The organism is uncultured Azohydromonas sp., from assembly GCF_937926365.1.
Classification (GTDB): domain Bacteria; phylum Pseudomonadota; class Gammaproteobacteria; order Burkholderiales; family Burkholderiaceae_C; genus Azohydromonas.
Map to the genome: position 1 here is coordinate 1 of NZ_CALAOH010000098.1, position 12,749 is coordinate 12,749.

Here is a 12,749-nt window from a genome sequence, read left to right on the forward strand (position 1 = left end):
ACGGCGCCGGTGGCGGGATTGAACACGTCCTGGCGCTGAGCGCCCTCGGTGACGGCCCGGCCGCCGATCCAGTGGCCGACGGTGGCGGCGGTGAGTTCTTGAAGTCGTTCGGAAGCGCCCATGGAGTTGGTCTCGTGGTGTTTGTGTGCAGTCCTCCAGTCTAGGAAGCGGGCGCGTCGGCCACAATCGCAGCCTGCTGACCTCACCGTTCAACGATTTGAACGATCGCCGCCATGAGCGAACGCCTGCTGTCCCCCGTCCTGGCCGACCTGCACCTGCTCACGGTGCTGGCCACCACGCGCAGCTACACCCAGGCGGCGAGGCGGCTGGGCATCTCCAAGGCCTCGGCGAGCATGCGCATCAGCGAGCTGGAGCGCGCCGCGGGCGTGCCGCTGGTGCGGCGCAGTTCGCGCTCGGTGGCGCTGACCGAGGCCGGGCAGCAGCTGGTGGACGAGGTGGAAGGCGCCTTCGCCCGCATCGAGCAGGGTTTCAACGGCGTGCGCGACCTGGTGGGGCAGCCGCGCGGCCTGGTGCGCGTGAGCGCGCCGGTGGCGCTGGGGCGGCAGGTGATCGGGCCGCTGCTGCCCGGCTTCCTGGCGTCGTACCCGGAGATCCGGCTGGAGCTGGACTTGAGCGACCGCCTGGTGAACCTGGCGCAGGAGGGCTTCGACCTCGCCATCCGCCACACCCACGCGCCGCCCGAGACACACGTGGCCTGGGCGCTGTGCGAGACGCGCACGTGGCTGGTGGCGCACCGCGACTACCTGGCACGGCACGGCACGCCCGAACACCCCTCGGAGCTGGCGCAGCACCGCTGCCTGCCGTACCTGCGCGGCGGCGGCGTCCAGCGCTGGGACTTCGAGCGGGCGCTGCCGCGCAAGCGCGCCGAGCGCGTCAGCGTACCGGTGGCCGGGCCCTTCAAGGCGAACAACAGCGAGTTGCTGCGCGAGGCGGTGCTGGGAGGCGTGGGCATCGGGCTGCTGCCGGACTTCTCCTGCGCCGCCGCGCTGCGCGAGGGTGCGCTGGTGGCGCTGCTGCCGCAGTGGCAGCCCGTGGGCTTCTTCGGCGAGCGCATCTACGCGCTGCGGCCCTATGCGCCGCAGGTGCCGCGCGCGGTGCAGTGCCTCGTTGATCACCTGCGCCAGCGGCTGGCGGGCGGCGTGGGCGCCTGAGCAGGCTTCGGTGGCCGCACGCCGCGCCTGTCCCGGGGCGGCGCGGCTCTTGAAACTGCGACACTGGCGGGTTTCTTCCCGAGCTTTTGAAGATCATGTTCGACAGCAACGAAACCCTGGAAGCCGCGCTGGCGCGCAACGTGCGCGATGCGCTGATGGAAGACATCGGCCGCTGCGACTGGACCGCGCAGCTCGTGCCCGCGGGCCAGCGCGTGCGGGCGCAGGTCGCGGCCAAGGAAGGCGCGGTGATTGCCGGCCGCCCCTGGTTCGACGCCTGCGTCAAGGCACTCGACCCCGCGGCCCGGCTGGACTGGACGGCGCAGGAAGGGCAGCGCGTGGAGCGCGGCACGGTGGTGGTGAGCATCGAGGCCGACGCGCGCGCGTTGCTCTCGGCCGAGCGCCCGGCGCTGAACTTCCTGCAGACGCTCTCGGCCGTGGCCACCGTCACGCGCCAGTACGTGGAGGCCATCCAGGGCCTGTCGCCCAACCCGCGCGGCTGCAAGGTGCTGGACACGCGCAAGACGCTGCCCGGGCTGCGCCAGGCGCAGAAGTACGCCGTGCGCGTGGGCGGCGGCCACAACCACCGCATGGCGCTGTGGGACGGCATCCTGATCAAGGAGAACCACATCGCCGCGGCCGGCGGCATCCGCCCCGCGCTGGAAGCCGCCTTCGCGCTCAACGCCGGCGTGGACGTGCAGATCGAGGTGGAAAGCCTGGACGAGCTGCGGCAGGCGCTGGAGGCGGGCGCGAGGAACGTGCTGCTGGACGACTTCAGCTTCGAGCACATGGAAAAAGCTTGCGCGCTCAACGCCGGGCGCGCGGTGCTGGAGGTCTCCGGCGGCGTGGACCTGGACTCCATCCGCCGCATCGCCGCCACCGGCGTGGACCGCATCTCCAGCGGCAAGCTCACCAAGGACGTGCGGGCGGTGGACCTGTCGATGCGGGTGGTGGGCTGACGCACAGGGCCATCAGCCGATGGCCCTGCCTGCTTTTTCTTCATGGCCGGGATGTGTGCGCTTCGCACCGTCCCGGTTTTTTCATGGTTCTTTGCGCCGCATCAAAAGCACCGTCGCGCCACGACCAGTTCTGAAAGTTTCATGCAATTGCGAATCCTTATCGTTTGAATTCGTGGGCGCGAGGGGCGTCCGAGGGTCAGGTGATGCGGTCCAGATTCATGAAACAGGTGCTCGCGGCGCTGGCCGCCGCGGTGCTGGCGGGTTGTGGTGGTGGCGGTTCCGGCGGCGGCAGCGATGCCGGTACGGCGGCGACGGAGGCGGCGCTGTCGGCGCAGGCGCAGTTGGGCGCGAAGATCTTCGTGGACCGGACGCTGTCGGCCTCGGGCCGGCAGTCCTGCCAGAGCTGCCACGACCCGGCGCGCGCGCATGGCGCGCCCGATGACCACGCCGGCCAGCCCGGCGGCAAGGACACGCTGCCGGACCAGGGCGGCCGCAGCTCGCCCTCCATCCGCTACCTGAAGTTCAACACCAGCTTCGCCTTCGCCAACGACGGCACGCCCACCGGCGGCTTCTTCTGGGACGGGCGCGCCGCCTCGCTCAAGGACCAGGCCGGCGGCCCGTTCCTGAACCCGGACGAGATGGCCAACGACAGCGTCGAGGACGTGATCGCCAAGCTGGCCCAGGCGTCCTACGCGGCCGAGTTCCGCCAGGTCTTCGGCCAGGACATCTTCAGCCGACCGCAGGACGCCTACGACCGCCTCAAGCTCGCGCTGCAGGCCTTCCAGCAGGAGGACCCGGCGTTCGCGCCCTTCAGCAGCAAGTACGACGAGGTCCTGCGCGGCAAGGCCACGCTGACGGCGCAGGAGCAGCGCGGGCTGGTGCTGTTCAACTCGCCCGCCAAGGGCAACTGTGCCGCCTGCCACCCGTCGGCCAAGGGCGCCGACGGCTCGTTGCCGCTGTTCACCGACTTCAGCTACGACGCGCTGGGCGTGCCGCGCAACCCGAAGCTCAAGCCGGTGCAGGAGGACCCTGCTGGTTTCCATGACCTGGGCCTGTGCGACCGGGCAGGCTTCGACAAGGACCGCAACCGGGACCTGTGCGGCGCCTTCAAGGTGCCCACGCTGCGCAACGTGGCGCTGCGCGGCAGTTTCTTCCACAACGGCCGCTTCACCGACCTCAAGGAAGCGCTGACCTTCTACGTCACGCGCGACACCGACCCCGCGCGCTGGTACACGCAGCCCGACGGCAGCGTCGTGAGCTTCGACGACCTGCCCGAGAAGTACCGCCGCAACGTCAACCGCACCGAGGCGCCCTACAACCGCCAGGCCGGCGACGCGCCGGCGCTGACCGAGGCCGAGATCGACGACCTCATCGCCTTCCTCAAGACGCTCACCGACGGCTACGTCGCGCCCTGACGAGCGTGCCCATCGATTCCCGGCCTCCAGAAGAAAGTCCACCCATGAAAGTCGATCCCCGTTTCGCCCTGCGGCCGCTGGCGGCCGCGCTGCTGCTGGGCTGTGGCCTGGCCCACGCCCAGAGCACTGGCGAGGCCGCGCTGATGCAGCGCCTGGACCAGCTCGCCGCCGAGCTCGCCGCCGTCAAGGCCGAGCTCGCGACGCTGCAGCAGCAGCGCGCAACTGCCGCCGCGCCTGTCGCCCAGGCCGCGCCCGCCGCTCAGGCCGTGCCCGCCGCCCAGGCCGCGCCTGTTGCGGACGCATCGGGCAGTGCCCGCTACAGCGTGTCCGCGGGCAGCGCCACCGTGATCGGCGGCTACGGCGAGATCAACTACAACCGCCCGAAGAACTCGTCCCGGGACGCCCAGGCCGATCTGCGCCGCGCCGTCCTGGGCATCCAGCACCGCTTCGACGACCGCACCAAGGTCGTGACGGAGCTGGAGGTGGAGCACGCCGTCGCCAGCAGCGGCGACGACGGCGAGGTGGCGCTGGAGCAGGCCTACGTCGAGCACCAGTTCTCGCCCGCCTGGGCCGCCCGCGCGGGCCTGTTCCTGGTGCCCATGGGCCTGATCAACGAGAACCACGAGCCCAACGCCTACTACGGCGTGGAACGCAACTTTGTCGAGACGGCCATCATTCCCAGCACCTGGCGCGAGGGCGGGGTGCAGGCCGTGGGCAGCTTCGACAACGGCCTGACGCTGCAGGCCGGCGTGGCTACCGGTTTCAACGTCAACAAGTGGGACCCGGCCGAAGGCCGCGAGTCGCCGCTGGGCGCCATCCACCAGGAGATGCAACTCGCGCGCTCGCGCGACCTGTCGCTGTTCGGCGCGCTGAACTGGCGCGGCATCCCGGGGCTGCTGGTGGGCGGCGGCGTGTTCAGCGGCGGCGCCTCGCACGGCATCAGCGTGAACAAGTCGCGCGTGACGCTGTGGGACCTGCACGCGCGCTGGACGCCGGGCCGCTGGGACCTGGCCGCCGTGGTCGCCCGCGGCAGCATCAGCAACAGCGCCGCGCTCAACAACGAGTTCGGCATCGTGGGCTCCGACGCGCCCATCCCGCGCAGCTTCGACGGCGGCTACGTGCAGGCGGCCTACAAGCTGTGGGAAAGCGGCAGCTACAAGCTCAAGCCCTTCGTGCGCGTGGAGCGCTTCAACGTCGCGCGCCGCTATGCCGACGGCCTGGGGCCCATCGGCACGCCCGACGGCCTGCCCACCGAGCGCGTGCTCACGGCCGGCACCAACTTCGACATCGGCTCCGGCGTGGTGCTCAAGGCCGACTACCAGAAGTTCAAGCAGAACAAGGACCTGGATCGCTTCGACCTCGGCCTGGGCTGGAGTTTCTGATCGTGCGAGTCCTGACCACGCTCGCCGTCCCGCTGGCGCTGGCGCCGGCGGGCGCCTTCGCCGTGGAGTACATGACGGCGGAGCAGGCCGCGAAGCTGATGTTTCCGGACGCCGAGCGCTTCGAGGCGCGCGCGCTGGCGCTGGACGCCGCGCAGATGCAGCAGCTCGCCGCCCGCGGCGTGGCGCCGCGCTCCGCGCAGTGGAGCGTGCGGGCCGCGTTGCGCGGCACGCAGGTGCTGGGCTACGTGGTGGCGGACGCCGTGATCGGCAAGTTCGAGCTCATCGGCTATGCCGTTGGCCTGGCGGCGGACGGGTCGGTGAAGCAAGTTGAAATCCTGTCCTACCGCGAGAGCCACGGGCACGAGATCCGGCTGCCGGCGTGGCGCAGGCAGTTCGTGGGCAAGACGGCCGCGGCCCCGCTGCGCGTGGGCGAGGACATCGCCAACATCAGCGGCGCCACGCTGAGCTGCAGCCACGTCACCGAGGGCGTGCGGCGCATCGTGGCGGTGGTGGAAATGGGAAGGAAGGGCGGGGGGCTGTGAGGCGGGGTTGGGGGCAATCGCTGGCCGCAAGTTGACATGGCACGCACACCACCACGTCATTCCCGCGAAGGCGGGAACCCAGGCGGTCCCCAAGCTGGCCGAAGCAAACTGGATGGCGAGCGAAGGTTTTGTTGGCGTCTTGATGCCTGCGTCGCCTCTGGCGTGCTGACGTGGGACCGCCTGGGTCCCCGCCTGCGCGGGGATGACGAAGTAGGGGGCGAACCGCTCTCCCTCGCGTGATGCCAAGTCCCGCCGTGCCCAACCCTGTGCTCCCGTCGGAGCAGGGCGGCGGGTGCGTTCCGGGCACAACTTCCGCCTCCCCCTCCTGGCACCGCCGCGCCCGCCCGCTCCTGGGCACCCTGGTGGAAGTGGCCGCCGAGGCCGCCGCGCCGCCCTCCGCGCTGGAAGACGCCTTCAGCGCCATCGAGCAAGTGCAGGCCGCGCTCTCGCGTTTCGAGCCCGGCAGCGACCTGGGCCGCTTCGAGCGGTTGTCCGCCGGCCAGTCGCTGGCGCTGCACCCGGCCGGCGCGCGTGCGCTGCGCGCCGCGCAGGCGCTGCACACCCTCACCGGCGGCGCCTTCGACGTCGCCCTGGGCAGCGGCCGCTGGCGCTGCGAAGGCGGCCGGCTGTGGAAACTCGACGCCGCCACCCGGCTGGACCTGGGCGGCCTGGCCAAGGGCCACGCGGTGGACCGCGCCGTGGCGGCGCTGCGGCGCGCGGGCGCGCGCGCCGGCTGGGTCAACGCCGGCGGCGACCTGCGCGCCTTCGGCGCGGTGCAGCTGCCGCTGCGGCTGCGCGACGAAGGGCAGGGCGGCGTGCGCGAGCTGGGATTTCTGCACGAAGGTGCCTTCGCAACCAGCCACTACGGCCCCGGCAGCCGCAGCCGGCTGTTCGGCGCCAGGGAGAATGGCGGGCTTTGCCATGTCAGCGTGGCGGCGCCGCGCGCCCTGTGGGCCGATGCGCTGACCAAGCTGGTGGCGCTGGACATCGACGCGGTGCCGCCGCTGCTGCGGCGCCTGGGAGCACAGGCATGGGTCCATCCGAACCCCTGAAGAGAAACGCACCGGCAGCAGGGCCGCGCCAGTCGGCGTCCAGGCCGCCGCACGTCGCCGGCGCGGGCGGCGTGATCGACCTGGCCGTCGCCAAGCACCTGGCCGTGCGCCATGGCGCCGCAGCCCCGGGACCGGCGCTGACGGTCGCTGCCTGGCAGCGCGCGCTGCTGCTGGGCACGGCGGTGCTGCTGCTGAGCAGCGGTGGCACCTGGCTGGCGGTGCATTACCTGCTGGGCGCGGGCGCCGGGGAGCTGCCGCATCCGACGGAGCCCTGGCTGATGCGGCTGCACGGCCTGGGCGCCTTCGCCGCGCTGTTCGCCGGCGGCGGCATCGCCGGCGCGCACGTGGGCGCGGGCTGGCGCGTGTCGGCGCGGCTGGGCACGCAGCGCCGCAGCGGCCTGGTGCTGTGTACCCTGCTGGCGCTGACCGTGCTCAGTGCCTACCTGCTCTATTACTTCGCGCCCGAGGACTGGCGCGGGCCCCTGGGCTGGGCCCATGCCGGCCTGGGCGCGGCGCTGGCCGCCACCGGCGGATGGCACGCGCGACGCCGGCTTTTGCGTTCTCGCAAATCCGCAGCAGATACGGTTCGTTAGTCGCGGGTGATAATGAGACAAACTCTCATTTAGGCAATCCGCCCCGCGAGCCGATGCTGCTTTCCGACCTGCCCAACGGCGCCAGCGCCACCGTGCAGCGCGTGCTGCCCGAAGCCCCTCCGCTGGACGCCGCGGCGCTGCGCCGGCTGGGCGAGCTGGGCTTTCTGCCCGGCGAGCCGGTGCAGGTGCTGCGCCGCGGTCCGGGCGGGCGCGAGCCCATTGCCGTGACGGTGGGGCAGACGATGTTCGCGCTGCGCCTGGCCGAGGCGCGCTCCATCGAAGTGATTCCCGACTGAAAAGGCCCGAACGTCGATGAGCGCCGCCGATCTGCCGTCCCCCGTCGCGCTGCCCAGCGTGGCGCTGGTGGGCAACCCCAACTGCGGCAAGACCGCGCTGTTCAACCTGCTCACCGGCGCGCGGCAGAAGGTCGCCAACTACGCCGGCGTGACCGTGGAGCGCAAGCTGGGCATGGCCCGGCTGCCCGGCGGCCATGGCGTGCAGGTGATCGACCTGCCCGGCGCGTACAGCCTGCGCCCGGCCACGCCCGACGAGGAGGTGACGCTGCAGGTGCTGCAAGGGCAGCGCGTGGGCGAGGCGGTGCCGGACTACATCGTGGCCGTGGTGGACACCACCAACCTGCGCATGAACCTGCGCCTGGTGCTGGAGCTCAAGAGCCTGGGCCGGCCGATGATGCTGGCGCTCAACATGGCCGACGTGGCGCGCGCCCGCGGCCTGACGGTGGACGTGGCCAAGCTCTCCGCCGAGCTGGGCATGCCGGTGGTGGAGACGATCGCGGTCAAGGGCGACGGTCACAAGGCGCTGATGGACCAGCTGGTGAAACACCTGCAGTCCGATCCGCCCGATCCCGCGCTCAATGCGCCGCACCTGCTGTCGCTGCCCGACAGCCACACGCTGCAGCAGGAGGTGCGCCGCATCCTGGCGGTGGCCGCGCCCGGCGCGCTCAAGGCCCAGCGCTTCCACTACAAGCTCGACGCCTGGGTGATGCATCCGGTGTGGGGCCTGGTGATCCTGGCGGCGCTGCTGTTCATCGTGTTCCAGGCCGTGTTCTCCTGGGCCAGCGTGCCCATGGACGCGATCGAGGCCGGTTTCGCGGCGCTGGGCGAGTGGACCACCGGGCACATGGCCGAGGGCCCGCTGCGCAGCCTGCTGGTGGACGGCGCCATTGCCGGCGCCGGTGGGGTGCTGGTGTTCCTGCCGCAGATCCTGATCCTGTTCCTCTTCATCCTGCTGCTGGAGGACTCGGGCTACCTGCCGCGCGCGGCCTTCCTGCTGGACAACCTGATGGGCCGCGTGGGCCTGTCGGGCCGCGCCTTCATCCCGCTGCTCTCCAGCTTCGCCTGCGCGGTGCCGGGGGTGATGGCCACGCGCACCATCACGCACTGGCGCGACCGGCTGGCCACGATCATGGTTGCGCCGCTGATGACCTGCTCGGCGCGGCTGCCGGTGTACGCGCTGCTCATCGGCGCCTTCATCCCGGAGCGCTCGGTGGGCCCGTTCAACCTGCAGGGCCTGACGCTGTTCGCGCTCTACGTGGCGGGCGTGGTTTCGGCGATGGCGGTGGCCTGGGTGTTCAAGCGCGTGTGGCACCGCAGCCGCTACCAGCCGCTGATGCTGGAGCTGCCGCCGTACCGCGTGCCGGGCCTGCGCAACGTGGGTTTGGGTTTGTGGGAGCGCGCGCGCATCTTCCTGCGCCGGGTGGGCACGATCATCTTCGCGCTGACGGTGCTGCTGTGGTTCCTCTCCAGCTACCCGGCGGCGCCGGCGGACTGGAGCGGCACGGCCATCGAGTACAGCTTCGCCGGGCGCCTGGGGCGGCTGCTGGAAGTGGTGTTCTCGCCGCTGGGCTTCAACTGGCAGATCTCCATCGCGCTGGTGCCGGGCATGGCCGCGCGCGAGGTGGTGGTCAGCGCGCTGGGCACGGTGTACGCGCTCTCGGGCGACGGGGTGGACCAGGCGCTGGCGCCGCTGATCGCGCAGCAGTGGCCGCTGGCCACCTGCTTCTCGCTGCTGGCGTGGTTCGTGTTCGCGCCGCAGTGCATCTCGACGCTGGCCGCGGTCAAGCGCGAGACCAATGCCTGGCGCTATCCCATCGCCATGGCCGTGTACCTGTTCGGGCTGGCCTACCTGGCGGCCTTCATCACCTACCGCGTGTCGCTGGCGCTGGGAGGAGGTTGAAGAAATGACGGTGCAAACGCTGATCGTCGGGCTGCTGGTGGCCTGGGCCTTGGTCTATGCGGTCTGGGTGCTGATGCCGGCAGCGCTCAAGCGCGGGCTGCTGGGCCCTCTCCAGCGCCACTGGCCGGGGCTGGCCCGGCGCGTGGCGCCGGCCGGTGGCGGCTGCGGCGGGTGCAACAGCTGCGGGCCGGCGCCGGCGAAAGGTGCGCAGGCCGAGGCGAAGCCGGTCCAGCTGCACCTGAAGCGCCGCCATTGAGGCTCAGGCGCGCTGCCTGCGCGCCACGGCTCCGACCACGCCCAGCCCCGCCAGCAGCAACACCGCACCCGCCGGTTCGGGCACGGGCGTGGCGATGTAGGCCTGGTAGCGGCCGTTGAACCAGCCGCTGCCCACGATCACGCCGGCGTCGTTGATGCCGCGGGCTTCGCTCAGCTCCCAGCGGGCGGCATCCGCGGGCCGCAGCAGCTCGCTCAGGGTGTAGGTGCCGCCGTCGCGGTGCAGCGCGGGCTCCCAGAAGTAGTCGCCCCACTCCGGATCGAAGGTGGACACCGAGCCCACCACCCAGCCGCGGCCATTCATGTCCCAGGCGCCGCTGTTGCCGAAGTACGTGCTCTGGTACTTGCCGTCGGTGTAGATGTAGGCGCCCGCGATGTGGTCGTAGGTCCAGGGCCGGTTGACCAGCACCTGGCCGGCGTTGTTGATGTCCTGGCCGTAGTAGTCGGCCCACTCATAAGGTTCCGGACTGGGCAGCAGCGTGGCGCGGCCGTCCTGGTACAGGAAGGTGTAACCCTGGCCCCAGGTCGTCCCGCCCGTGATCACGCCGTGGTCGTTGATGGCCGTGGCCAGGCCCTGGGGGCTGCCGATGTCCAGGTAGCGGCTGCCCGAGGCGTCATGTAGGAAGGGGCGGCGGTCGAACTCGCCCACCACCTGCCCGGCGGCATTGAGGCCCAGGGCACGGCCTTCGCCCGCGCCCAGCGACGCGGCCAGGTCCTGCATGCGGCCGTCCTGCCAGAGGAAGGGGCGCAGGCGTCCCCGGGCATCGCGGCTCTCGCCGATCACGTCGCCCCGGTCGTTGACGCCCAGTGCCTCCGTGTAGCTGCCGCCCAGGCTGCCGAGCGCCTGCATGTGGCCGTCGCGGTAGATGAAGGCCTGGCGCGTCCCTTCGTAGTAGCTGCCGCGTGCGGACCAGCCCACCACCGTGCCGTTCTCGCTGATCGCGGTGGCCTCGCTGTAGCCGTCGCCCGTCAGCACCCCCAGGGCCTGGACGCGGTAGCGCGGCGGCGGCGTGACGATCTCGTCGTCACCGGCCAGGGCCAGAGGGGCGAGGGTGGCGGCGGCGACCAGCGCCGCCACGGTCCTGAGAAGCATCTGCATGCTGCGCCTCCGACAAGGAACAAGAGAGGCGCGCAGCCTAGAAAACGCGCACGGCGGCCATCAAGGCCGCCGTGCGTTTCAGAGCAGGCTCTTACCGCGTTGTCATGCGGCGTGAGCAAATGCAGCTTTGTTACTTGGCCGCCACGCGCGCCTTCTCCAGCTCGGCCTGGAACTCCTTGACCAGCGGCTGGCCCACCTGCGCGGCGTACTTGTCCACCACCGGCTTGACCTTGTCACGCATGCGCTGCAGCTCGGCCGGGGCGATGTCGTTGATCTGCATGCCGTGCTTGATCAGCTCCTGGCGCGACTTCTGGTCCATCTCGCGCGCCACCTTGCGCTGGTAGTCGCGCGCCTCCACCGCCGCGTCCTGGATGATCTTCTTCTCGTCGGCCGAGAGGCCGTCCCAGAACTTCTTGCTCACCAGCAGCATCTGCGGGTTGTAGATGTGCCGGGTGTTGCTCATGTACTTCTGCACCTCGTAGAACTTGGAGGCCTCCGCCGTGCTGTACGGGTTCTCCTGCCCGTCCACGGCCTTGGACTCCATCGCGGTGTAGAGCTCGGGGAAGGGCATGGGCACGGCGTTGGCGCCCAGCGTGTTGAGCATGTCGATGTAGAGCGGATTGAGGATGGTGCGGATCTTCAGGCCCTGGATGTCTTCCATCTTCTGGATGGGCCGCTTGCTGTTGGTGATGCTGCGGTAGCCCTGTTCCATGTAGACCAGGCCCACCAGCCCCTTCTCGGGCATCTTGTCCAGCAGCTTCTTGCCCACCGGGCCGTCGAGCACGAAATCGGCCTCGCGCTCGTTGGCGAAGGCGAAGGGGAAGTCCAGCAGCACGAACTCCTTGATCATGCCCACCAGTTGCGCCGGCGACATCATCGAGGCTTCCACCGTGCCGCCCTGCATGGCCGAGGCCACCTGCTGCTCACCGCCCAGCGTGCCGCCGGGGAAGATCTTGACCTTCAGCTTCCCGCCGCTCTTGGCGCTCACCACGTCGGCGAACTTCTTGGCGCCCAGGCCCTGCGGGTGGTCGAGCTGGTTGACGATCGGCAGCTTGATCGAGCGTTCCTTGATGTCGGCGGCCAGCGCGCCGGTGGCGGCGACGCCGAGGAAGAGGGTGCCGATGGCGCCGGCGACGACGGCGCGCTTGAAGGTGTTGATGCTCATGCTTGTCTCCTGCTTGCATGCCGGCGCCTTGGGGCCGGCACAAGGAATGAAGTGAAGGGGTTGCGTTGCGCGCGGCGGCGTCAGCCCACGCGCTCGATCTCCGCCAGCAGCGCGGCGCTCATGGCCTCCAGCGGCGCCTGGCGGCCGCCGGTGTAGAGCTCGACCTGGCCGCGGGCCTGGTGCAGCATCATCCGGGTGCCGTCCGAGGTGCGGCAGCCCAGCGCCTCGGCATCGCGGATGAGCCGGCTGCGCACGGGAATGAAGGCCGCGTCCATCACGAACAGGTGCGGCGCGAGCTGGCCGGCGATGGGGTTGACGTCCGGCGCCTTGAAGCCCGCCGCGGTGGCGTTGACCACGCCGTCGAAGCGCTCGGCCTTGAATTCCTCCAGCGTGCCGCCGCACTCCAGGCCGAAGTCGCGCGCCAAAGCCTCGGCCTTGGACGCCGTGCGGTTGAACACCGTCACGCGCGCACCGGCCTCGCGCAGCCCGTAGGCGATGGCGCGCGCCGCGCCGCCCGCGCCCAGCAGCGCGACGCGCTTGTCCGGCAGCGTGGTGATCTCCTCCAGCGCCCGCACCGCGCCGATGCAGTCGGTGTTGTAGCCGGTGAGCTTGCCGTCCACGTGGTTGATGGTGTTGACCGCGCCGATGGCGCGCGCGGTCTCGTCCAGCGCGTCCAGGTGCGGGATGACGGCCTGCTTGTGCGGCATGGACACGTTCATGCCGCGGATGCCCAGCGTGCGGATGGCGGCGATGGCGCCGGGCACGTCCTCCACGCCGAAGCAGACGAAGGTGTAGTCCAGGCCCAGCGCCGCATAGGCGGCGTTGTGCACCTTGACGTTGAAGGTGAAGGGCGAGCCCATGATGGACCCGCACAGGGTGGGAATGGAGCGTGGCATCGGTGGCA

Annotated in this window: 13 protein-coding genes; 10 read left to right on the forward strand and 3 right to left on the reverse strand. The window is 70.9% G+C overall.

The annotated features are described in order from the left end of the window. Positions 1-233 precede the first annotated feature (233 nt). The 10 genes from Q0741_RS10215 to Q0741_RS10260 all read left to right on the forward strand — a co-directional run bounded on the left by Q0741_RS10215 (position 234) and on the right by Q0741_RS10260 (position 9,564). Positions 234-1,172, forward strand: coding sequence for a LysR family transcriptional regulator (locus tag Q0741_RS10215; RefSeq protein WP_298233094.1), 939 nt, complete (start codon positions 234-236; stop codon positions 1,170-1,172). Between the two features lie 95 nt (positions 1,173-1,267). Then, positions 1,268-2,128, forward strand: coding sequence for a carboxylating nicotinate-nucleotide diphosphorylase (gene nadC, locus Q0741_RS10220; RefSeq protein WP_298233095.1), 861 nt, complete (start codon positions 1,268-1,270; stop codon positions 2,126-2,128). Positions 2,129-2,346: 218 nt separating this feature from the next. Continuing rightward, positions 2,347-3,543, forward strand: coding sequence for a cytochrome c peroxidase (locus Q0741_RS10225; protein WP_298233096.1), 1,197 nt, complete (start codon positions 2,347-2,349; stop codon positions 3,541-3,543). A 44-nt stretch (positions 3,544-3,587) separates the two neighbouring features. After that, positions 3,588-4,925 carry a porin gene (locus Q0741_RS10230; RefSeq protein ID WP_298233097.1) on the forward strand — a complete coding sequence of 446 codons (1,338 nt, stop codon included), beginning with the start codon at positions 3,588-3,590 and terminating at the stop codon, positions 4,923-4,925. 2 nt (positions 4,926-4,927) lie between these two features. Then, positions 4,928-5,467 carry an FMN-binding protein gene (locus Q0741_RS10235; RefSeq protein WP_298233098.1) on the forward strand — a complete coding sequence of 180 codons (540 nt, stop codon included), beginning with the start codon at positions 4,928-4,930 and terminating at the stop codon, positions 5,465-5,467. Positions 5,468-5,829: 362 nt separating this feature from the next. After that, a complete protein-coding gene (locus Q0741_RS10240; RefSeq protein WP_298233099.1) occupies positions 5,830-6,519 on the forward strand; it encodes an FAD:protein FMN transferase in 690 nt (229 codons plus the stop codon). A gap of 71 nt (positions 6,520-6,590) precedes the next feature. Continuing rightward, positions 6,591-7,112 carry a hypothetical protein gene (locus Q0741_RS10245; RefSeq protein WP_298233100.1) on the forward strand — a complete coding sequence of 174 codons (522 nt, stop codon included), beginning with the start codon at positions 6,591-6,593 and terminating at the stop codon, positions 7,110-7,112. 53 nt (positions 7,113-7,165) lie between these two features. Next, positions 7,166-7,408, forward strand: a complete 243-nt coding sequence (locus Q0741_RS10250) for a FeoA family protein (RefSeq protein WP_029000242.1) — start codon at positions 7,166-7,168, stop codon at positions 7,406-7,408. A gap of 16 nt (positions 7,409-7,424) precedes the next feature. Continuing rightward, a complete protein-coding gene (feoB, locus tag Q0741_RS10255; protein WP_298233101.1) occupies positions 7,425-9,308 on the forward strand; it encodes a ferrous iron transport protein B in 1,884 nt (627 codons plus the stop codon). Positions 9,309-9,312: 4 nt separating this feature from the next. Next, a complete protein-coding gene (locus Q0741_RS10260; RefSeq protein ID WP_298233102.1) occupies positions 9,313-9,564 on the forward strand; it encodes a hypothetical protein in 252 nt (83 codons plus the stop codon). A gap of 3 nt (positions 9,565-9,567) precedes the next feature. On the opposite strand, the gene Q0741_RS10265 is transcribed toward Q0741_RS10260, so the two are convergent. The 3 genes from Q0741_RS10265 to aroE form a co-directional block, all read right to left on the reverse strand. After that, positions 9,568-10,680: a VPLPA-CTERM sorting domain-containing protein gene (locus tag Q0741_RS10265; protein ID WP_298233103.1), complete on the reverse strand. Its 1,113-nt coding sequence runs from the start codon at positions 10,678-10,680 to the stop codon at positions 9,568-9,570. A 130-nt stretch (positions 10,681-10,810) separates the two neighbouring features. Next, complete coding sequence (locus Q0741_RS10270) at positions 10,811-11,845, reverse strand: TRAP transporter substrate-binding protein (RefSeq protein WP_298233104.1); 1,035 nt, start codon at positions 11,843-11,845, stop codon at positions 10,811-10,813. A gap of 80 nt (positions 11,846-11,925) precedes the next feature. Continuing rightward, complete coding sequence (gene aroE, locus Q0741_RS10275; RefSeq protein ID WP_298233105.1) at positions 11,926-12,741, reverse strand: shikimate dehydrogenase; 816 nt, start codon at positions 12,739-12,741, stop codon at positions 11,926-11,928. Positions 12,742-12,749: the final 8 nt, after the last annotated feature.

What these genes read in the sequence shown, in the direction of transcription:
- Q0741_RS10265 (WP_298233103.1), bottom strand. Translation starts at nt 10,680, where the DNA reads ATGCAGATGCTTCTCAGGACCGTGGCGGCGCTGGTCGCCGCCGCCACC.
- Q0741_RS10225 (WP_298233096.1), top strand. Translation starts at nt 2,347, where the DNA reads ATGAAACAGGTGCTCGCGGCGCTGGCCGCCGCGGTGCTGGCGGGTTGT.
- Q0741_RS10260 (WP_298233102.1), top strand. Translation starts at nt 9,313, where the DNA reads ATGACGGTGCAAACGCTGATCGTCGGGCTGCTGGTGGCCTGGGCCTTG.
- Q0741_RS10230 (WP_298233097.1), top strand. Translation starts at nt 3,588, where the DNA reads ATGAAAGTCGATCCCCGTTTCGCCCTGCGGCCGCTGGCGGCCGCGCTG.
- Q0741_RS10250 (WP_029000242.1), top strand. Translation starts at nt 7,166, where the DNA reads ATGCTGCTTTCCGACCTGCCCAACGGCGCCAGCGCCACCGTGCAGCGC.
- aroE (WP_298233105.1), bottom strand. Translation starts at nt 12,741, where the DNA reads ATGCCACGCTCCATTCCCACCCTGTGCGGGTCCATCATGGGCTCGCCC.
- Q0741_RS10215 (WP_298233094.1), top strand. Translation starts at nt 234, where the DNA reads ATGAGCGAACGCCTGCTGTCCCCCGTCCTGGCCGACCTGCACCTGCTC.
- Q0741_RS10270 (WP_298233104.1), bottom strand. Translation starts at nt 11,845, where the DNA reads ATGAGCATCAACACCTTCAAGCGCGCCGTCGTCGCCGGCGCCATCGGC.
- nadC (WP_298233095.1), top strand. Translation starts at nt 1,268, where the DNA reads ATGTTCGACAGCAACGAAACCCTGGAAGCCGCGCTGGCGCGCAACGTG.
- feoB (WP_298233101.1), top strand. Translation starts at nt 7,425, where the DNA reads ATGAGCGCCGCCGATCTGCCGTCCCCCGTCGCGCTGCCCAGCGTGGCG.